The organism is Streptomyces sp. NBC_01474, assembly GCF_035918215.1.
In the GTDB taxonomy this organism is placed as follows: domain Bacteria; phylum Actinomycetota; class Actinomycetes; order Streptomycetales; family Streptomycetaceae; genus Streptomyces; species Streptomyces aureus.
Genome location: NZ_CP109449.1, coordinates 5,613,938 through 5,634,148, shown reverse-complemented (window position 1 = coordinate 5,634,148; position 20,211 = coordinate 5,613,938). Strand labels below are relative to the sequence as shown.

Annotated in this window: 15 protein-coding genes; 7 read left to right on the top strand and 8 right to left on the bottom strand. The window is 70.0% G+C overall.

What is annotated here, in order from left to right:
- Nucleotides 1–8 precede the first annotated feature (8 nt).
- Genes OG758_RS25805 through OG758_RS25795 form a run of 3 tightly spaced genes read right to left on the bottom strand, consistent with a single transcriptional unit; the run spans nt 9 to nt 2,777 of the window.
- Complete coding sequence (locus OG758_RS25805; RefSeq protein ID WP_100597168.1) at nt 9–920, bottom strand: ABC transporter ATP-binding protein; 912 nt, start codon at nt 918–920, stop codon at nt 9–11.
- Complete coding sequence (locus OG758_RS25800) at nt 917–1,822, bottom strand: ABC transporter permease (RefSeq protein WP_326712142.1); 906 nt, start codon at nt 1,820–1,822, stop codon at nt 917–919. The genes OG758_RS25805 and OG758_RS25800 overlap by 4 nt, the downstream gene beginning before the upstream one ends.
- Nucleotides 1,812–2,777 carry an ABC transporter ATP-binding protein gene (locus OG758_RS25795; RefSeq protein WP_326716030.1) on the bottom strand — a complete coding sequence of 322 codons (966 nt, stop codon included), beginning with the start codon at nt 2,775–2,777 and terminating at the stop codon, nt 1,812–1,814. The genes OG758_RS25800 and OG758_RS25795 overlap by 11 nt, the downstream gene beginning before the upstream one ends.
- 243 nt (nt 2,778–3,020) lie before the next feature.
- Between OG758_RS25795 and OG758_RS25790 the strand changes: the two genes are divergently transcribed.
- The 7 genes from OG758_RS25790 to OG758_RS25760 all read left to right on the top strand — a co-directional run bounded on the left by OG758_RS25790 (nt 3,021) and on the right by OG758_RS25760 (nt 10,326).
- Nucleotides 3,021–3,863 (top strand): M24 family metallopeptidase, encoded by an 843-nt coding sequence (locus OG758_RS25790; protein ID WP_326712141.1) that lies wholly within the window; start codon nt 3,021–3,023, stop codon nt 3,861–3,863.
- Entirely contained in the window at nt 3,863–5,644 is a 1,782-nt protein-coding gene (locus OG758_RS25785) for an SDR family oxidoreductase (RefSeq protein WP_326712140.1), read from the top strand. The genes OG758_RS25790 and OG758_RS25785 overlap by 1 nt, the downstream gene beginning before the upstream one ends.
- Nucleotides 5,641–6,585, top strand: coding sequence for a metal-dependent hydrolase (locus tag OG758_RS25780; RefSeq protein ID WP_326712139.1), 945 nt, complete (start codon nt 5,641–5,643; stop codon nt 6,583–6,585). Before OG758_RS25785 ends, OG758_RS25780 begins: the two co-directional genes overlap by 4 nt.
- 99 nt (nt 6,586–6,684) lie before the next feature.
- Nucleotides 6,685–7,635: a MerR family transcriptional regulator gene (locus OG758_RS25775; RefSeq protein WP_326712138.1), complete on the top strand. Its 951-nt coding sequence runs from the start codon at nt 6,685–6,687 to the stop codon at nt 7,633–7,635.
- 115 nt (nt 7,636–7,750) lie between these two features.
- The gene (locus OG758_RS25770; protein ID WP_326712137.1) at nt 7,751–8,293 is read left to right on the top strand and encodes an RNA 2'-phosphotransferase; all 543 of its coding nucleotides are present in this window, start codon (nt 7,751–7,753) and stop codon (nt 8,291–8,293) included.
- Nucleotides 8,294–8,378: 85 nt separating this feature from the next.
- Nucleotides 8,379–9,317 carry an LLM class flavin-dependent oxidoreductase gene (locus OG758_RS25765; RefSeq protein ID WP_326712136.1) on the top strand — a complete coding sequence of 313 codons (939 nt, stop codon included), beginning with the start codon at nt 8,379–8,381 and terminating at the stop codon, nt 9,315–9,317.
- 88 nt (nt 9,318–9,405) lie between these two features.
- Complete coding sequence (locus tag OG758_RS25760; RefSeq protein WP_326712135.1) at nt 9,406–10,326, top strand: HAD-IIB family hydrolase; 921 nt, start codon at nt 9,406–9,408, stop codon at nt 10,324–10,326.
- A 291-nt stretch (nt 10,327–10,617) separates the two neighbouring features.
- Here OG758_RS25760 and OG758_RS25755 read toward each other — a convergent pair whose 3' ends face one another.
- The 5 genes from OG758_RS25755 to hisC form a co-directional block, all read right to left on the bottom strand.
- Nucleotides 10,618–12,363: a sensor histidine kinase gene (locus tag OG758_RS25755; RefSeq protein ID WP_326712134.1), complete on the bottom strand. Its 1,746-nt coding sequence runs from the start codon at nt 12,361–12,363 to the stop codon at nt 10,618–10,620.
- Between the two features lie 146 nt (nt 12,364–12,509).
- Nucleotides 12,510–16,004, bottom strand: a complete 3,495-nt coding sequence (gene cydD, locus OG758_RS25750; protein ID WP_326712133.1) for a thiol reductant ABC exporter subunit CydD — start codon at nt 16,002–16,004, stop codon at nt 12,510–12,512.
- A 27-nt stretch (nt 16,005–16,031) separates the two neighbouring features.
- Entirely contained in the window at nt 16,032–17,036 is a 1,005-nt protein-coding gene (gene cydB, locus OG758_RS25745; RefSeq protein ID WP_326712132.1) for a cytochrome d ubiquinol oxidase subunit II, read from the bottom strand.
- 20 nt (nt 17,037–17,056) lie between these two features.
- Nucleotides 17,057–18,589, bottom strand: coding sequence for a cytochrome ubiquinol oxidase subunit I (locus OG758_RS25740; protein WP_326716029.1), 1,533 nt, complete (start codon nt 18,587–18,589; stop codon nt 17,057–17,059).
- A gap of 215 nt (nt 18,590–18,804) precedes the next feature.
- Nucleotides 18,805–19,884, bottom strand: a complete 1,080-nt coding sequence (hisC, locus tag OG758_RS25735; RefSeq protein WP_326712131.1) for a histidinol-phosphate transaminase — start codon at nt 19,882–19,884, stop codon at nt 18,805–18,807.
- Nucleotides 19,885–20,211: the final 327 nt, after the last annotated feature.

Below are 20,211 nucleotides of genomic sequence, written 5' to 3'. Positions count from 1 at the left end.
AGGGCCTCCTACGCCGCGACCAGATACGAGAACACGGACTCGAGGGACTCGTCGGACGGCGAGACCGTGAGCAGTCTGATGCCGTGGGCCTTGGCGACCTGGGGCAACAGGGTGGTGAACCGGCCGAAGTCGACGGCCTGGACGCGCAACGCGCCCTCCTTGAGGTCGACTTCGATGCCCGCGGTGGACGGGTCCGCGATCAGCGCGGCCGCGAGGGCGCGGTCGTCGCTGGAGCGGATGAGATAGCGGTGCGGGCGGTCGGTCATCAGGCGGCGGATCTTGCGGAAGTCACCGCCGGCCGCGTGGCGCCCGGCGACGATCACCTCGATGTGAGAGGCAAGCTGCTCGACCTCTTCGAGGATGTGGGACGAGAAGAGGACCGTGCGGCCCTCGGCGCCCATGCGGCGCAGGAGGTCCATGAGCTGCATGCGCTGGCGCGGGTCCATGCCGTTGAACGGCTCGTCGAGCAGCAGCACGGACGGCTCGTGGACAAGGGCGGACGCCATCTTCACGCGCTGCCGCATGCCCTTGGAGTACGTCGAGATCTTACGGTCCTGCGCGTACTCCATCTCGACCGTGGCGAGCGCCTTCTGCGCCTCGTGCGTGCCGAGGCCCTGCAACTCGGCGTTGGCGACGACGAATTCGCGGCCGGTGAGGAAGTCGTACATCGCCTCGCGCTCGGGGACGATGCCGATGTGGCGGTAGACCTGCTCGTTGCGCCAGATCGGCTCCCCGTCGAGGGTGACCGTTCCGTTCGACGGGGCGAGGAAGCCGCCCATCATGTTGATGAGGGTGGACTTTCCCGCGCCGTTCGGGCCGAGGAGGCCGGTGACGCCGGGGGAGATCGTCATCGTGATGTCGTTGACCGCCACCACGTTGCCGAACCAGCGCGATACGTGGTCGATGTTGATCGTGGTCACAGTCCGACCTTCCGGTAGCGGCGCATCAGGAGGCCGTAGCAGCCCGCGATGAGTCCGAGCACGACGAGCAGATAGACGACGCCCTGGCCGGTCGAGGGGCCGTGTCCGCCGGGGAAGGCCGAGGTGGCACCGAGGAAGGCGGTCTGCACTCCGTCGATGAGGGTGACCGGCGAGAAGAGGCCGAGCCACGTGATCGCGCCGCCGTTGTCCTGCGAATCGGCGATGGCCTGGACGGTGGAGACCGCTCCGTAGGAGATGGTCATGACGGCGATGACGGCGGCGATGCCGAAGCCGCGGCGGGGGGTGACCGCCGAGACGACGAGGCCGATGCCGGCGAAGAGCAGCGAGAGCAGGGCCACGGAGACCAGTCCCTGGGCGAATCCCTTGGTCTGTTCGGCGAAGTCGAGCTTGGCGAGCAGCGCGCCTACGTAGAGCACGATCAGCGGGGCCGCCGTGAGGGCGAAGAGGGCGGAGGTCATGGCCGCGAACTTCGCCAGGACGTAGTCGCCGCGCTCGATGGGGCGTGAGAAGTACAGGGGGACCGTCTTGAAGCGCAGGTCGCGCGAGACGGACTGAGGTGCCTGGGAGGCGAGATAGAGACCGATGACGGCCTGCAGGAGGATCGCGTAGCGCGTGTAGTCGACCGGCAGGTCCTTCAACTTGGTGGTGACGGCCACCGCGACCATGATCAGCGCGGGGACGCACATCACGACGAAGAGCAGCATCGGCAGCACTTTGGACTTGGCCGACCGGCCGAGGCCGTAGGCGCCGCGCAGGCTCTGGGAGAAGAGCGAGCGGCGGGCGTAGGCGCGGCCGAGGCGCGGGCCGTCGTAGTGGCGGTAGCCGATGTTGTGGATGCGGGTCTGCTCACCGGCGGGGGTGAGGGACTGCTCAACCGCCATGGGTGACCGCCTCCTTCCGCTCGTTGTCCGTCTCTGAGCGGAAGACTTCCGCGATGTGGTGCCTGCGCTGTTCCATCCGGATCAGCCCGAGGCCGAGCTCGGCGACGATGTCGCGCACGAGGTCGTAGGTGTCGTCGCTCTGGGTGGTGATCAGCACCGTGTGTCCGGCGCCGGGCAGCTCTCCGCCGGTCGTGGTCTCGATGCCGCGCAGGGCGAAGGCCTCGCGCAACGCGCCCGTGCCGTCCGGGTGTTCGTCGGAGTCGGTGACCTCGATCGCCAGAGTCGTCGTGGTCTGGGTGAAGTCCGTGGTGGAACTGGAGCGCAGGAGCTTTCCGCCGTCGACCACGACGACGTGGTCACAGGTGCGCTCGAGCTCGCCCAGGAGGTGCGAGGTGACGAGGACCGAGATGCCGAAGTCGGTGTGGACGCGACGGATCAGGTCGAGCATGTCGTCACGGCCGACCGGGTCGAGACCGTTCGTCGGTTCGTCGAGGAAGACGAGCTGCGGGTCGTGGGCAAGAGCCTGCGCGAGCTTCACGCGCTGCTTCATGCCCGTCGAATAGCCGCCGATGGGGCGGTAGCGCTCTTCGTAGAGGCCGACGTGGCGGAGGGTGTCGGCGGTGCGCTCGCGGGCCGCGGTGGGCGGCAGGCCCGACATGCGCGCCATGTGGACGACGAACTCGGTGGCCGAGACGTCGGGCGGCAGGCAGTCGTGTTCCGGCATGTAGCCGACGCGTTCGCGGATGGCGGCGCCTTCGGTGGCCACGTCGAGGCCGAGCACGGCGGCGCGGCCCTCCGTGGCGGGGGACAGACCCAGAAGGATCTTGATCAGTGTGGACTTGCCGGCTCCATTGGCTCCGACGAGTCCCGTCACACCGGGCCCGATGTCCATGGAGAGCCGGTCAAGCGCGGTCACCCGGGGGAACCGCTTGCTCAGGCTTTCGGTCGCGATCACAGTCACACCTCGAAGGTAGTGGCGCAGACCACACGGATCGTCAGACCAGGGGCTTGTCCCCGTCTCAGACTCGAGTACTACGGGTCCCTAGGGGTTCCTCCCTGAGTCGCCCTCCGTGAGCCCCCGGAGTTTTCCACAGGCGCTCGTGCACACCCCTTGACGCAGCCGCCAACCATTGTCACATTCATCAGTGTCAAGTTACGAGCGCGTACGGCAACGGACCGGACACGGACGGACGGTGGCATGATCCCAGCAGTGGTACGTGAACTCTCCGCGGAGCTGCGGGGGTTCAGAGAAGTCCAGTCCCTCGCGTACGAGTGCGCGGAGGCGGTCGCGGCGCAGCTCAAGCCGGGCGTGACGGAGCGCGAGGCCGCCCGGATGCAGCGGGAGTGGCTGCGGGAGCGCGGGGTGCGCGACTGGTTCCATCTGCCGTTCGCCTGGTTCGGCGACCGCACGGCGTTCGCCGGCTTCCGGATCCCGCTCCAGTTCTTCCCGACGAACCGGAAGCTTGAGGCGGGGATGCCGTTCATCCTCGACATGGCCCCGGTCTACAAGGGCTTTACGGCGGACATCGGCTACTCGGGCTCGCTCGGCCTCAATCCCGTGCAGGACAAGCTGCTCGCCGACCTCGAGGCACATCGCGAGCTGATCGTGCGCGAGGTCCGTGAGCGCCGTTCCCTACGGGAGATCTACGAGGACGTGGACCGTCTCATGGTCCGCCAGGGCTATGCGAACCGGCATCGCGCGTATCCGTTCGGGGTGATCGCGCACAAGGTGGGCCCCGTCAAGGAGCGCCGGATCTCCCCGACGCTGTTCGGCTTCGGCACACAGTCCCTGAAGGGGCTCGCGAGCGACGCGATCCATGGGCACCGGGACGGCTGGTCCCCGCTGTGGTCGCCGTACAAGTTCTCCGACCATCCGCCGCAGCCGGGCCTGTGGGCGGTGGAGCCGCACCTCGGCTTCCGGGGTACTGGCGCGAAGTTCGAGGAGATCCTGGTCGTCACCGACTCCAAGGACCCCGAGCAGAGCGCGTTCTGGCTGGACGACGATCTGCCGCATGTGCGGCGCTGGGCGGAGGGCATCTGATGGCGGAACTCAAGGGGCTGGCCGGAGCGCGGGAGCGCTGGGTGAGCACGGGCGGTATCGAGCTGTGCGTGGCCGAGCTGGGAGACCCGACCCGGCCCACGGTGGTGCTCGTGCACGGCTACCCGGACTCCAAGGAGGTGTGGTCGGAGGTCGCCGAGCGGCTCGCCGACCGCTTCCATGTGGTCCTGTACGACGTGCGGGGCCACGGCAGGTCGACGGCGCCGACGCCGCTGCGCGGCGGGTTCACGCTGGAGAAGCTGACGGACGACTTCCTCGCGGTCGCCGACGCGGTCAGCCCGGACGAGCCGGTCCATCTGGTCGGCCACGACTGGGGCTCGGTGCAGTCCTGGGAGTTCGCCACGGTCCGGCGCACCGAGGGCAGGATCGCGTCCTTCACCTCGATGTCGGGCCCGTCGCTCGACCACTTCGGGCACTGGATCAAGAAGCGCATGGCGCGGCCGACGCCCCGCGGGGTGGGCCAGCTGCTCGGCCAGGGCGCCAAGTCCTGGTACGTGTACATGCTGCACACGCCCGTGCTGCCCGAGCTCGCCTGGCGCGGGCCGCTCGGCAAGCGCTGGCCGAAGATCCTCGAACGCATGGAGAAGGTGCCGGCGGGCGACTACCCGACGCCGTCCCTGCCCTCGGACGCCGCCCACGGCGCCTGGCTCTACCGGGACAACGTACGGGCGCGGCTGAGCAGGCCACGCGCTGACGCGTACGCGCACGTAGCGGTGCAACTTGTCCTGCCCCTCGGCGACATCTTCCTGTCCGAGCGGCTCTATGACGAACTGGAGCTGTGGGCACCGGGATTGGTCCGTCGCACGCTGCCGGCCAAGCACTGGGTACCGCGCACCCGCCCGGATCAACTGTCCGCGTGGATCAGCGAATTCGTCCTGGCGAACGAGGAGCGGGAGGCGGGCGTTCCCGCTCAGCGCACGAAGGCCACGGGCAAACACGCCGAGCGCTTCGGCGGCCAGCTCGTGCTGGTCACCGGCGCGGGCAGCGGCATCGGGCGGGCCACCGCCTTCGCGTTCGCCGAGGCCGGCGCGCGCGTGGTGGCCGTCGACCGGGACACGGAGAGCGCGGCCCGCACGGCCGAGATGGCCCAGCTCATCGGCGCTCCCCAGGCATGGGCCGAGACCGTGGACGTCAGCGACGAACAGGCCATGGAGAAGCTCGCCGAGAAGGTCGCCGCCGAGTACGGCATCGTCGACGTGCTGGTGAACAACGCGGGCATCGGCCTGTCGGGGTCGTTCTTCGACACCACGCCGGAGGACTGGAAGAAGGTCCTCGACGTGAATCTGTGGGGCGTCATCCACGGCTGCCGCCTGTTCGGCAAGCAGATGGCCGAGCGCGGACAGGGCGGCCACATCGTGAACACGGCGTCCGCCGCGGCATTCCAGCCCTCCAAGGCGCTGCCCGCCTACAGCACGTCCAAGGCGGCCGTCCTCATGCTCAGCGAGTGCCTGCGCGCCGAGCTGGCAGGCCAGGCAATCGGTGTCTCCGCGATCTGTCCCGGCCTCGTGAACACGAACATCACGGCGACAGCCCGCTTCGCCGGGGTCGACGCCGAGGAGGAGAAGCGCCGCCAGAAGAAGTCCTCGCGCCTGTACGGCCTGCGCAACTACCCGCCGGAGAAGGTCGCCGACGCGATCCTGACCGCCGTCGTGCGCAATCAGGCGGTCGTCCCGGTCACACCGGAGGCCCGCGGCGCCCACCTCATGTCCCGCTTCACGCCCAAGGCCCTGCGCGCCGTCGCACGCCTGGAGCCGCCGTTGTGAGCACCGAGGAGAGCACCGGGCACACCGGACACACGGAGCCCACCGGGCACTACGCGATCACCCCACGCCGCGTCTCCTTCGACTGGGAGACGACGCCGCTGCACTGGATACCGGACGAGCCCACGGCGACGCACGTCATCAACGTGCTGCACCTGCTGCTCCCGGCGGGGGAGCGGTGGTTCGTGAAGGTCTTCAAGGAGGGCCTGCCGCTCGTCGACGATCCCGAACTGCTGTGGGACGTCAAGGGATTCATGGGCCAGGAGGCCACGCACAGCGTGCAGCACGCGTACGTGCTCGACCATCTGGCCGCACAGCGGCTCGACACCGGGGACTTCACGAAGCACGTCGACTTCCTCTTCGAGAAGCTCCTCGGCGAGCGGCCGCCGCTGGGCGCCCCGATCTCCACCCAGGAGTGGCTGCGCTTCCGCCTCTCCGTCGTCGCGGCGATCGAGCAGTTCACCGCGGTCCTGGGGGACTGGGTGCTGCACGCCGAAGGACTCGACGCGGCGGGCACGGACGAGGTCATGCTCGACCTGCTGCGCTGGCACGGCGCGGAGGAGGTCGAGCACCGCGCGGTCGCGTTCGACATGTACCAGCACTGCGGCGGCGAGGGCCTGCCCCGCTACGCCCGCCGGCTCGCGGGCATGGCCGTCACCGCTCCCGTGATGCTGTACCTGTGGGCCTGGGGCGCGGCGTATCTCATACGTCACGACCCGCAGCTCGCCGGACGGATGCGCTACTCGCCGGCGGAACACAACAGGGCGGTGCGCAAGGGACTGCTGCCCAGCTGGCGGGAGCTGGGTGCGGCGATACCCCGCTATCTGCGGCGGTCGTACCATCCCTCGCAGGAGGGGTCGCTGCGCAAGGCCGTCGAGTATCTGGCGCAGTCGCCCGCGGCCAGGACGGCGGCGGGTGCGATCGGCCGGACCGCTCTGTCCTGAGGACTTTCGTCCGGCCCGCACGCGGTCGACGTCCGGATACGGTCGGCGCCGCCTTCCCGTAGGCACGGCGGCCACAGGCACGGCAGAGGGATGTGAAGCGTGACGGAACAGGCTGTGGCCGAGTACCGGATCGAGGACCTGGCGCACCGCAGCGGCGCCACGGTCCGCACCATCCGCGCCTACCAGGACCGCGGGCTGCTCCCCCGCCCCGAGCGGCGCGGCAGGGCCAATGTGTACGGGGACACGCATCTGGCCCGGCTGCGGCAGATCGCCGACCTCCTCGACCGCGGGTACACCCTGGCCTCGATCAAGGAGCTGCTCGAGGCGTGGGACGCGGGGCGCGGGCTCGGTGGTGTGCTCGGCCTGGTCGCGGAGGTGGACGGGCCGTGGACCGACGAGGAGGCCGACCGGATCTCGCGCGCCGATCTCGCGGCACGGTTCGGAGGCAGTGAGGACGAGGCGGCCATCGCCGACGCGGTGGCGCTCGGGATCCTGGAGAAGATCCCGGGGCACAAGGACGAGTTCCTGGTGCCGAGTCCTCAAGAGCTCGCGGTGGCCGCCGAGTTGCACGCATCCGGCGTCCCGCTGCCCGCGATCTCCGCTCATCTCAGGGAGTTGAGGGGGCAGATCGAGCACATCGCCACCCGTTTCCTGGAGTTCACGACCGAGCATGTCTTCGCGCGCTACCTCGGCCCGTTGCCCCCGACGGACGCGGAAGCAGCCGAGGCGGCCTCGCTCGTACGCAGGCTACGGCCGCTCGCGCAGCAGTCGGTCGACGCCGAACTGGCGCGTGCCATGAAGCTGTTCGCCACCCGGCACCTCCACCGGCACCTGTCCGAGGGCCCGGTCACCTCGCATGCGGAGGAGGCCCATTCGGTTGCTCTTCCCGCCGACACGATCCGCGCTGTACAGAGCCTGGTTGGCGCCGAGAGCGTCGCCGAGTTCATCGCCGCGGCGACGGAACGGGAGGTCCAAGCAAGGGCATTGGACACTCTTACCTCAAACCATCTCAATGCGCCTTCCATTGGTCAAATGCCGCCAACAGCATGACGGTTGTCCACAGAATCGCCAAATCCCCTGTGGATAACAGGACTTGGCTGTGGATCAAACCTGCGAACAGAAAAATCACGTGCACGAGGAGTGAGACGCCCGCCACTCTGGCGGGATGGATGAAAGACGCACCGTCAAGGTGTCGAAGTACCTCTCGAAGCATCTGCGGCACCAGCCGGAGCGGATCGGACTGACCCTCGACGAGGGCGGCTGGGTCGAGATCGGGACGCTGCTTGCCGCGGCCGCCGCCCACGGCTTCCGCATCACGCGGGACGAGCTCGACCATGTCGTCGCCGCCAACGACAAGCGGCGCTTCGCGATCGAGGGCTCCCGGATCCGCGCCAGCCAGGGCCACACCGTGGACGTCGACCTCGGGCTGCCCCCGGCCACCCCGCCCGCGTACCTCTACCACGGCACCGTCCCCGCGGCCCTGGGCGCGATCCGCGCCGAGGGGCTGCGGCCCATGAGCCGGCACGACGTCCATCTCTCGCCCGACCGCGAGACCGCCACCCGTGTCGGCGCCCGCCGCGGCCGCCCCGTCGTGCTGTCCGTCGACGCGGGAGCGATGCACCGGGACGGCCACACGTTCCGCGTCAGCGCCAACGGCGTCTGGCTCACGGAGGCCGTTCCACCCCGCTACCTGCGGTTTCCCGGCTGAGACCGACAGGACCCGCGAGACGCGGTCCCCCGCGGCGCTATCACCCCAGGCCCACACCCGGCGCGCGCCGCTTAGGCTCTGGGGCATGAGCGATCAGCCCCGTCAGCCCACGCCCGCCCTGCGCCTGAGCACCGTGATCCTGCCCTACCGCCGCTGGCACGAGGGCAGCCGAGCCGCGTGGCAGCGCGCCGAAGAGCTGGGCTTCCACACCGCGTACACCTACGACCACCTGGCCTGGCGGACCTTCCGTGACGGCCCGTGGTTCGGCGCCGTGCCGACCCTGACCGCCGCCGCGTCCGTCACGGAGCGGATGCGCCTCGGCACACTCGTCACCTCGCCGAACTTCCGGCACCCGGTCACGCTGGCCAAGGAACTGATCTCCCTCGACGACATCTCCGGTGGCCGGATCACCCTCGGCATCGGCGCGGGCGGCAACGGCTTCGACGCGACGACGCTCCTGAAGGCTGGCGAGGAGCCGTGGACCCCGCGCGAACGGGCCGACCACTTCGCCGAGTTCGTCCCGCTGCTCGACCGGCTGCTGAGCGAGGACTCGGTGACGTACGACGGTGAGTTCTACTCGGCGCAGGAGGCGCGGAACATCCCGGGCTGCGTGCAGCGGCCACGGCTGCCCTTCGCGGTGGCCGCGACGGGACCGCGCGGACTAAAGCTGGCCGCCCGGCACGGGCAGGCATGGGTGACGACGGGCGACCCGAAGCTGTTCGAGACGGGCACGCCCGAGGAGTCGATTCAAGCCATTCGCGGACAGGCCGCCAAGCTCGCCGACGCCTGCGCCGAGATCGGTCGGGACGCCGCCGAACTCGACAAGGTCCTCCTCACCGGGTTCACCCCGGACCGCAGCCGTCCGCTGGAGTCCGTGGACGCCTTCGTCGACTTCGCCGGCAAGCACGCCGCCCTGGGCATCACCGAGATCGTGATCCACTGGCCCATCCCCGACTCGGAGTTCGCCGCCGACCAGAAGGTCTTCGAAAGCATCGCCACGGAGGCCCTCGCCCAGCTCGGCTGAGGACCCGCACCAACCCTGCGGAAACGGTGGGGCGCCTGCGCGAGGACCGTACTCATCTGCGCGCCCCACCGCACGCCCGTGCGCGCATATGCGGGACAATAGCGCGGTGACCTCACCGACTCCTCGGCCCTGGACCCCGGCCGCCAACGCCCCCGCGCCCCGGCTCGTCGCCACGGACCTGGACGGCACGCTGCTGCGCGACGACAAGTCCGTCTCGCCGCGGACGGTCGCCGCGCTCGCCGCCGCCGAGCAGGCGGGCATCGAGGTCTTCTTCGTGACCGGCAGGCCGGCCCGCTGGATGGACGTCGTCAGCGACCACGTGCACGGCCACGGCCTGGCGATCTGCGGGAACGGCGCGGCCGTGGTGGACCTGCACGGCGGCCCCGGCCGCCACCGGTTCGTGAAGGTCAGGGACCTCGCCCCCGAGATCGCCCTCGACGTCGTACGCATCCTGCGCGCCGCCGCGCCCGGCACAGCCTTCGCCGTCGAACGGACCGGTGGCCTCCACCACGAGCCGACGTACCCGCCGCTGCACCTGGAGGCGGGGGAGAGCGTCGCGGCCGCCGAGAAGCTCCTCGCCGACGGCTCGCCCTGTGCCGACCAGCCCGTACTCAAGCTGCTCGCGTACCACGCCGACCTCGCCCCCGACGAGTTCCTCGTCCTCGCCCGGGCGGCCGTCGGCGACCGTGCGGCGATCACCCGTTCCAGCCCCAGCGCGCTCCTGGAGATCAGCGGCCCCGGCGTCTCCAAGGCCAGCACCCTCGCGCTGTGCTGCGCCGAGCGCGGCATCACGGCGGCCGAGGTCGTCGCCTTCGGGGACATGCCCAACGACATGGAGATGCTCCGCTGGGCCGGCACCTCGTTCGCGATGGGCAACGCGCACCCGGACGTGCTCGCCGCCGCGTCGGGCCACACGGTGCCGAACAACGAGGACGGCGTGGCCGCCGTCATCGAACAGATCCTGGCGGCGCGTCAGCCCTCTGAGGACAGCGCACCGGGCGACTCCTAGAAGCAGACGCCCAGAAGCACTGGAAGAAACGGTCCTCCACAGATGGGTCCGGCTCCCTCAGCCCCATCTGACCCTTCCGACGCCTGCGTGCGGGTCCCGGCGAACGCGATCAGCGCGCACAGCAGGACCGGTACGACAAGGGGACCACTACGGCGTTGGCGCATGTCTCGGATCGTGGCCCGGGCTTACGGCGACGGCCTGCTGAACTCGTGCCCCTAGGGGGAGCGTGCGCCCCGTACGGCTCAGATCCGGACCCCCGAACAGGGCCCGGCTCGGTACCTGGTCGCGCCCTCAGTGAGGCGCCTGCCAGACCACCGTCGTGCCGCCGCCGTCCTCGCCGATGCCCGGCCCGTACCAGCTGTCGCCGCCCAGGGACTCGGCCCGCCGCTTGAGGTTCTTGAGGCCGCTGCGCCGGCCGCCCTCCGCGATGCCGACGCCGTCGTCGGAGACCGTCAGCCGGACGCCGCGCTGCCCGTCGGGGAGCGTGACGTTCGCGTCAACGACCACGTCGATACGGGCGGCCTCCGCGTGCCGGAACGCGTTGGACAGTGCCTCTCGCAGGGCCGCGATGAGGTTCTTGCCGGTGAGTTCGCCGACCAGGGTGTCGACGGCGCCGGCGAAGTGGTGCGTGGGCTTGAAGCCGAGCGGCACGGCCGCCATGTTGATCTCGCGCAGGACGCGTGTGCGCAGGCCCGAGGGCGCCTCGGCGGGCCCCTGTTGGAGAGCGAAGATGGCCGTGCGGATCTCCTGGATGGTGACGTCCAATTCGTCGACGGCCTTGCCGATACCGACCTGCACCTCGGGCACGACGGACCTGCGCTGGGCGCTCTCCAGCATCATTCCGGTGGCGAACAGGCGCTGGATGACGAGGTCGTGCAGATCGCGGGCGATCCGGTCGCGGTCCTCGTACACCGCGAGCCGCTCCCGGTCGCGCTGCGCCTCCGCCATCATCAGCGCGAGTGCTGCCTGGGAGGCGAACTGGGTGGCGAGGGTGCGCTCCGCGTCGGTGAAGGGCCGGGCACCACGTGTGCGTGGCGTCACGAGTGTGCCGAGGACGCGGCCGTCGCTCTGGAGGGGCAGCATCATCGCGGGACCGTAGTGGCGCGCGAGATCGGTCAGTATGCGCGGGTCGTTGGACGCGTCGTCGACGAACACCGTCGCGCCGCCCAGGAGTTCGGCGACGATCTCGCTCTCTGCCGGGATGATCACGCCGAGGGCCTGCGACGGATCGTCCGACGAGACGGCGACGATCTCCATACCACCCTCCTCGGCCGGCAGGAGGACGATGCCGGCCGCCGAATCCGACAGGTGCCTGGCCTGTTCGGCGACGACCTGGAGGGCTTCCTCGGCGTCGCTGCCGGACAACAGGGCGGTCGTGACGGCCACGGACCCGTCGATCCACCGCTCGCGCTGCCTGGCGGCCTCGTACAGGCGCGCGTTGCCGATGGCGATGCCGGCCTCCGTGGCGAGGACGCGGACCATGTTCAGGTCGTAGTCGTTGAACTCGACCCCGCCGTGCTTCTCCGTCAGATAGAGGTTGCCGAAGATCTCCCCCTGTACGCGGATGGGGACGCCCAGAAAGGTCCGCATCGGCGGGTGGTGGGCCGGAAAGCCGCAGGAGCGGGGGTCGTCGGCCAGGTTCGCGAGGCGTACCGGGCCCGGGTCGTGGATGAGCGCTCCGAGGAGCCCGCGGTGGCCGTCGGGGAGCCGTCCGATGAGCTCCGCCGTCTCCGCGTCGACCCCGTGGAAGACGAAGTCCGAGAGCGCCTCGCCGTCCTCGGAGACGACGCCGATCGCCGCGTAGCGGGCGTCGGCGAGTTCGGCGGCCGTCTCGCAGATGCGGTCGAGGGTGGAGTGCAGTTCCAGACCGGTGCCCACGGAGCGCATCGCTTCGAGCAACTGCGGCACCCGCGCGGTCAGCTCTGCGGACAGTCCCTGGAGCCCGCGCGTCGCCTGCGTCGCCGCCTCCAGCGCGTCGGAGGAGTCCCGCTCGCCGTCGGACGGTGGGGTGGCGCCGGGCACCGGTGCAGCTGACATGCCTCGAGACTAGTTAGTCCCATTTGGAGAGGAAAGTCGGCGTCACGGACCACTGCCCGGGCCACTCGGTACGCGAGGCCGCCTGGTACGCATGGCCACCTGGTGCGCGCAGCTTCCCGGTACGCATGGCCACCCGGTAGACATGGCTACCCGGCCACCAACAGCTCCGCCTCGCGTTCGCGTTCCCGCAGCGCGCGCAACGGCCCGTCGACCGCCACCAGATCCTGGTACCTGCCGCGCTGCACGACCTGTCCCGCGTCGAGCACGATCACCTCGTCCACGGCGTCGAGGCCGGCCATCCGGTGCGTGATCAGCAGCGTCGTGCGGCCCTCGGTCGCGGACAGGAGATCCGCCGTGAGCGCGTCCGCCGTCGGCAGGTCGAGATGCTCGGCGGGCTCGTCGAGCACGAGGACGGGGAAGTCGGCGAGCAGGGCACGGGCCAGGGCGAGCCGCTGCCGCTGGCCTCCGGACAGCCGCGCGCCGTGTTCTCCGACGAGGGTGCCGAGCCCGTCGGGCAGCGAATCCGCCCACTCCAGGAGGCGCGCGGCGGCCAGGACTTCGCGCAGTTCGTCGTCGGTGGCGTCCTTCTTGGCAAGGAGCAGGTTCTCGCGCACCGAGCTGTCGAAGAGGTGCGCGTCCTGCGCGCACAGCCCGACCAGCCGCCGCACCGCATCCCCTTCGAGCCCGTACGCGTCCTGCCCGGCCAGGGTGTACGCGCCCTCGCCCGCATCCAGGAATCGCAGCAGGACCTGGGCGAGCGTCGTCTTCCCGGATCCCGACGGGCCGATGACGGCGACCCTGCGGCCCCGCTCCAGCGTGAGATCGACTCCGTGGAGCGCGTCCCGGCCCTGCCCGTCGTGGCGCGCGGCGAGACCACGCACCAGTAGAGGGAAGGGGTTCTGCGGCGCCTGCGCGGGCGATTCCGGCTCCCGTACGGGGTCCGGCGCGTCCAGGACCTCGTGGACACGTTCGGCGCTCTTCTTGACCCGCTGGCGGTACTGCACGGCGAGCGGGAGTCCCATGACGGCCTCGAACGCGGCCAGCGGCGTGAGGACGACAACGGCGAGCTGGACCCCGTCGAGGCGGCCCTCTCGCACTCCCTGCACCCCGGCGAGCGCGGCACCGGCCACGGTGAGGCCGGTGATCAGCGCGGTGAGACCGTCGCCCAGGGCGGTGGCGGTGGCCGCGCGGGACGCGATCCGCGTCAGCACGGAGTCGGCGGCCTTCGCCTGCGCGGTGCGCGCGGGCAGCGCTCCCGCGACGGTCAGTTCGGCGGTGCCGGTGAGGAGTTCGGCAACGCGCGTGGCGAGCGTCCCGCGCGCGGGGGCCAGGCGGCGCTCGGCGCGGCGGGCGACGGCTCCGGAGAGCAGCGGCACGCCGACTCCCGCGAGCAGCAGGCCTACGGCGAGCACGACACCGGCGGCGGGCAGCATCCAGGCGGTGAACGCGACGGAGGCGGCACCGACCACCGCGGCGGCCGACGCGGGCAGCAGCCAGCGCAGCCAGTAGTCCTGGAGGGCGTCCACATCGGAGACGAGCCGGGAGAGGAGATCGCCTCGGCGCGTCGCGCGCAGGCCCGCTGGGGCGAGCCGCTCCAGCCGCCGGTAGACGGCGACCCGGGTGTCCGCGAGCATCCGCAGCACGGCGTCGTGCGACACGACCCGCTCGCCGTACCGGAAGCAGGCGCGCCCGATCCCGAAGGCGCGGGTGGCCGTCACGGCGACCATCAGGTACATCACGGGCGGCTGCTGCGAGGCCCGCGAGATGAGCCACCCGGAGGTCGCCATGAGCCCGACGGCGCTGCCGAGAGCGAGCGCGCCGAGCAGCAGCGCGAGAGCAAGCCGCCCCCGCCGCGCCCGCGTGGCGCCTCGCACCCGCGAGAGCACCCTGCCCGGGCCCTCTCCGGAGAGAACCGATTCGTGAGCGTCCTCTACGGAGACAGTCGGTTCGGTCGCCCGGGCCGGCGGCACAGGACGTACCGCAGGCTCCCCCACCGCCGCGGGGGAACGCGGTACGTCGAGACGCACCACCCGGTCGGCGACGGCCAGCAGCGCGGGACGGTGCACCACCAGAAGGACGGTCCGGCCGGCAGCGAGCCTGCGGACGGCCTCGACGATCCCCGCCTCGGTCTCGCCGTCGAGCGCGGCCGTCGGCTCGTCCAGCAGCACCACCGGCCGGTCGGCGAGGAACGCCCGCGCCAGGGCGAGCCGTTGCCGCTGCCCGGCCGAGAGCCCGGCCCCGTCCTCGCCGAGCAGGGTGTCCGCGCCGTCGGGCAGCGCACGGACGAAGTCCTGGGCCCCCGCCTCGCGCAACGCCTCCTCGACCTCCGTGGGCGACGCGTCGGGCCGCGCGAGCCGCACGTTGTCCGCGATCGACCCGGCGTACAGCTGCGGCCGCTGAGGCACCCAGGCCACGCGCGCGTGCCACGCCTCCCGGTCGAGACCGGCCAGATCGGCGCCCCCGACGAGAACCCGCCCGGCCTGGGGACGGACGAATCCGAGCGCCGCGCTCAGCAGCGTCGACTTGCCCACGCCGCTCGGGCCGACGAGTGCCACCGTCTCCCCGGGTGCGACCTCGAAGTCGGCCTCCGAGACGGCGTCCGCGGACCGGCCGGGATAGCGGACGGTCACTCCGTCGAAGGCGATACCGGTGGCCGCGGGTACCGAGTCGGCGCCCGACGGCGGCACCGGGGTCTCCAGGACGGCGAAGATCTCCTCCGCGGCGGCAAGCCCCTCGGCCGCCGCGTGGTACTGCGCGCCGACCTGACGCAGCGGCAGATAGGCCTCGGGCGCGAGGACGAGGATGACCAGTCCCACGTAGAGGTCCATGTCGCCGTGCACGAGCCGCATGCCGATGGTCACGGCCACCAGGGCGACCGACAGCGTCGAGAGAAGTTCGAGGGCGAACGACGACAGGAAGGCGATGCGCAGGGTCCGCATCGTCGCCTGCCGGTACTCGCCGGTGATCCGGCGGACCGACTCGGCCTGCGCCTTGGCCCGGCCGAACACCTTCAGCGTCGGAAGGCCGGCCACCACGTCCAGGAAGTGCCCCGAAAGCCGGGACAGGAGCCGCCACTGACGGTCCATGTGGGACTGGGTGGCCCAGCCGATGAGGATCATGAATACGGGGATCAGAGGCAGCGTGCAGACGATGATCGCCGCGGACACCCAGTCCTCGGTGACGATGCGCGCGAGCACCGCCACGGGCACCACCACCGCGAGGCCCAACTGCGGCAGATAGCGCGAGAAGTAATCGTCGAGCGCGTCCACACCCCGCGTCGCGAGCGCCACCAGGGATCCGGTCCGCTGCCCGCTGAGCCACCCCGGGCCCAGCTGGGAGGCGCGCTCCAGGAGCCGTCCGCGCAGCTCCGACTTGACCGCCGCGCTGGCCCGGTGAGCGGCCAGCTCGGTCAGCCAGGAGACCAGACCGCGCCCGGCCGCCACCAGCGCAAGCAGCAAGAGCGGCGTGCGCAGGGCGGAGACATCAAGGCCGTGCTCGAAGGCGCCCACCACCACTTCGGCGATGAGCATCGCCTGAGCGATGACCAGGCCCGCCCCGGCCACACCGAGGACCACCACCGCGATCAGGAAGAGGCGAGTGGCCCTGGCGTACCGGAGCAGACGCTGGTCGATCGGTTTCACGTGAAACACACCCTCGTCATCAGGGGCTCAGTGTGCGGCGTCGGCGATGTGCTGCGTGCCGATCCGCTTGCGGAACACCCAGTACGTCCACGACTGGTAGAGCAGCACGATGGGCGTCGCCACCGCCGCGCACCAGGTCATGATCTTCAGGGTGTACGGGCTCGACGAGGCGTTGGTGACCGTGAGGCTCCAGTCCGGGTCGAGCGAAGACGGCATGACGTTCGGGAACAGCGTCAGGAAGAGCATCGCGACGGCTGCCGCGATCGTGATGCCGGACAGCGCGAACGACCAGCCCTCACGCCCCGCCTTGATGGCGACGATGGCGCCGACGAGGGCGGCCACCGTGACGATCATCGCGATCAGCGACGAGCTGTCGCCCTTGTCGGCCTGGGTCCAGATCAGGAAGGCGAGCGCGAAGGCCGCAGCCACCAGACCGAGCCCCAGCGCCATCTTCCGCGCCCGCACCCGGATGTCGCCCACCGTCTTGAGCGAGGCGAACACCGCGCCGTGGAAGGTGAACAGCGTCAGCGTCACCAGACCACCGAGAATCGCGTACGGGTTGAGCAGGTCCCAGAAGCTGCCCACGAACTCCTTGTGCGCGTCGATCTTCACGCCGCGCACGATGTTCCCGAAGGCCACGCCCCACAGCACCGCCGGGATCAGCGAGGTCCAGAAGATCGCGTGCTCCCAGTTGGTCTGCCACTTCTCCTCGGGCCGCTTCGCCCGGTACTCGAAGGCGACGCCCCGCACGATCAGGCAGACCAGGATCATCAGCAGCGGCAGATAGAAGCCCGAGAAAAGCGTCGCGTACCAGTCCGGGAAGGCGGCGAAGGTCGCACCGCCGGCCGTGAGAAGCCACACCTCGTTACCGTCCCAGACGGGTCCGATGGTGTTGATCAGGACGCGCCGCTCGGTGCGTCCGCGAGCGAGCACCTTGGTCAGGACCCCGATCCCGAAGTCGAATCCCTCCAGGAAGAAGTAGCCGATCCACAGGACCGCTATGAGTACGAACCAGACGTCGTGAAGTTCCATGCCTCAGCAGCTCCTCAGTCTCAGTACGAGAAGGCCATGGGCCGGTCGGCATCGGAAGCGTCGCCGGAATCCGCTCCGGGTCCCGGGCCGCCGATCTTGGTGGGCGGGTTGAGGTCGGCCTCGGTGAGCTCGGGCGGCCCCTGCTTGATGTACTTGACCATCAGCTTCACCTCGATGACGGCGAGCGCGGCGTAGACCAGCGCGAACACGATCAGGGAAGTGAGCACCTCGCCCTGCGAGACTCCGGGGGAGACCGCGTCCCTGGTCCGCAGCACGCCGTAGACCACCCACGGCTGGCGCCCGGTCTCGGTGAAGATCCAGCCCCAGGAGATTCCGATGATCGGGAAGATCAGCGTCCACTGGGACAGGCGCCACCACCAGATGCCCAGCTTCGGCATCAGCTCCTTGTTCTTGGTGAGCATCAGCTTCGGCACTTCGTCCTCGCCGGTGCGGTGCTCCGGCGCCAGCCAGAACCTGCGGCGGGTGAGCCACAGACCCGCCGTGCACAGGGCCATCGAGACCCCGCCGAAGCCGATCATCCAGCGGTACGACCAGTAGGCGGTGGGGATGTTGGGGCGGTAGTCACCGGGCCCGAACTTCTTCTGCTCCGCCTTGTTGATGTCGTTGATCCCGGGGATCTCGGCGTTGAAGTCGTTCTTGGCGAGGAAGGACAGTACGCCGGGGACCTCGATGGCGACCGTGTTGTGGCCCTTGGAGACATCGCCGTACGCGAAGATCGAGAACGGCGCCGGCCTCTCCGTGTCCCACAGCGCCTCCGCGGCCGACATCTTCATTGGCTGCTGCTCGTACATCACCTTGCCGAGCGTGTCCGCGCTGACGACGGTGAGGAGCGTGCCGACCATGGCCGTCACCAGGCCGAGGCGCAGTGACATCCGCATGGTGCGGATGTGCTGCTTCTTGCGCAGGTGGAAGATCGCTATGCCGGTCATGAACGCGCCGCCGACCAGGATGGACGCGCTGATCACATGCCAGAAGTTGACGAGCACCGTCTCCTGGAAGAGCACCGCGGCGAAGTCGGTCAGCTCGGCGCGCTTGGTGCCGTCCCGCTCCACGATCCGGTAGCCGACCGGATGCTGCATGAACGAGTTGGCGGCCATGATGAAGTACGCCGACAGGATCGTGCCGATGGACACCAGCCAGATCGTGGCGCAGTGCAGTTTCTTCGGAAGCTTGTCCCAGCCGAAGATCCACAGACCGATGAAGGTCGACTCGAAGAAGAAGGCGATCAGCGCCTCGAAGGCGAGCGGAGCGCCGAAGATGTCGCCGACGAAGCGCGAGTAGTCCGACCAGTTCATGCCGAACTGGAACTCCTGCACGATGCCGGTCACGACACCCATGGCGATGTTGATCAGGAAGAGCTTGCCCCAGAACTTGGTCGCCCGGAGGTAGTGCTCCTTGCCCGTCCGCACCCAGGCCGTCTCCAGGATCGCCGTCAGGGCGGCGAGCGAGATGGTCAGGGGGACAAAAAGGAAGTGATAGACGGTCGTGATGCCGAACTGCCATCGCGCCAGAGTTTCCGGCGCCAGAGCCATCAACGTCGGGTCCACTGCGTCATCTCCTTAAGTCGCCGTGGTCTAGCGGCAATTTGCCCCTTTAATCCCACTGCACTCCGGATCAACCGGGCACGCTTGTGAAAGCGTTCACATTCACAAGCATTATGTACTACCGGCTCAGGACAGCAGAAGGGGGGTCCCCCCTTACTCCGGGGAACCCCCACCGCGCGACAGAGCGGCCGCAGCCGCCGGGCCTACAGCTCCTTGCGGAACGCCGCCGCCGTGTTCAGGAAGACGTCGTTGGCCTCGGTCTCCGCGATCGTGGCCCGCATGCCCTCGCCGGCGAACGGCCGCACGACCACACCGGCCTGCTCGCACGCCGCGGCGAAGTCGGCCGTGCGCTCCCCCAGCCGCAGCCACACGAAGTTCGCATGCGTCTCCGGTACCGTCCAGCCCTGCGCCCGCAGCGCCTCGACCACACGGTTGCGCTCACACACCAGCGAGCCGACCCGGCCGAGCAGCTCGTCCTCGGCCCGTAGCGAGGCGACCGCCGCGTCCTGCGCGAGCTGGCTCACGCCGAACGGCACCGCCGTCTTACGCAGCGCGGCCGCCACCGGCTCATGGGCGATGGCGAAGCCGACCCGCAGGCCCGCGAGCCCGTACGCCTTGGAGAACGTCCGCAGCACGGCGACATTCGGACGGTCCCGGTAGATCTGGACGCCGTCCGGCACCTCGGCGTCACGGATGAACTCGCGGTACGCCTCGTCGAGCACGACCAGGACATCGCTCGGGACCCGGTCCAGGAACCGCTCGAGCTCGGCCCGGCGCACCACCGTGCCGGTCGGGTTGTTCGGGTTGCACACGAAGATCAGGCGTGTGCGGTCGGTGATCGCGTCGGCCATCGCGTCGAGGTCGTGGACCTCGCCGGACGTCAGCGGCACCTCCACCGCCTTGGCGCCGCTGATCTGCGTGATGATCGGATACGCCTCGAAGGACCGCCAGGCGTAGATCACCTCGTCACCGGGGCCACTGGTCGCCTGGAGCAGCTGCTGCGCGACTCCGACCGAGCCGGTGCCCGTGGCCAGGTGCGTGACCGGCACCGCGAATCGTTCCGCCAGCTCGTTCATCAGCCCGGTGCAGGCCATGTCCGGGTAACGGTTGAAGGAACCGGCCGCCGCGACGGCGCTCTCCATCACGCCGGGAAGCGGCGGATAGGGGTTCTCGTTGGAGGACAGCTTGTACGCCACCGGCCCCCCGGCCGCGGCAGCCTTGCCCGGCTTGTAGGTGGGAATACCCTCCAGCTCGGCACGCAGCTTGGGGCTCGTCTCGCTCACCGCAGTCCTCCTCGCGACCACCATTTCAATACTGCTCACCTTAAGAGGATTCGCGACAGACCCCAATGGCTCAGGGCCTCCGACATCCCGGGTGGTCGTCCGACACCACCCCTGACGACGGTCGCGGGCCTCCCGAAGGCGTACGGAGGAGGGGGAGCGCTCCCTTTTGCGGCGCGCGCCGGTAGCTCGCGCCGTGGCGCGCATCCCTCGTGAAGGTGAGTTGAGACCTACTCGCAACATCGCCGACTTGGCAGGCCCATGCGCGCCGACAAGTGACGTCCCAGCGTCGATACCCTCAACTTCCTTGATTTCCAAGGTCATTGGCTT

Bases quoted from the DNA above. Each gene is read 5' to 3' on its own strand.
- cydB (WP_326712132.1), bottom strand. From the start codon at position 17,036: ATGGAACTTCACGACGTCTGGTTCGTACTCATAGCGGTCCTGTGGATC.
- OG758_RS25760 (WP_326712135.1), top strand. From the start codon at position 9,406: ATGCGGGACAATAGCGCGGTGACCTCACCGACTCCTCGGCCCTGGACC.
- OG758_RS25755 (WP_326712134.1), bottom strand. From the start codon at position 12,363: ATGTCAGCTGCACCGGTGCCCGGCGCCACCCCACCGTCCGACGGCGAG.
- OG758_RS25765 (WP_326712136.1), top strand. From the start codon at position 8,379: ATGAGCGATCAGCCCCGTCAGCCCACGCCCGCCCTGCGCCTGAGCACC.
- OG758_RS25740 (WP_326716029.1), bottom strand. From the start codon at position 18,589: ATGGCTCTGGCGCCGGAAACTCTGGCGCGATGGCAGTTCGGCATCACG.
- OG758_RS25790 (WP_326712141.1), top strand. From the start codon at position 3,021: ATGATCCCAGCAGTGGTACGTGAACTCTCCGCGGAGCTGCGGGGGTTC.
- OG758_RS25785 (WP_326712140.1), top strand. From the start codon at position 3,863: ATGGCGGAACTCAAGGGGCTGGCCGGAGCGCGGGAGCGCTGGGTGAGC.
- OG758_RS25770 (WP_326712137.1), top strand. From the start codon at position 7,751: ATGGATGAAAGACGCACCGTCAAGGTGTCGAAGTACCTCTCGAAGCAT.
- OG758_RS25800 (WP_326712142.1), bottom strand. From the start codon at position 1,822: ATGGCGGTTGAGCAGTCCCTCACCCCCGCCGGTGAGCAGACCCGCATC.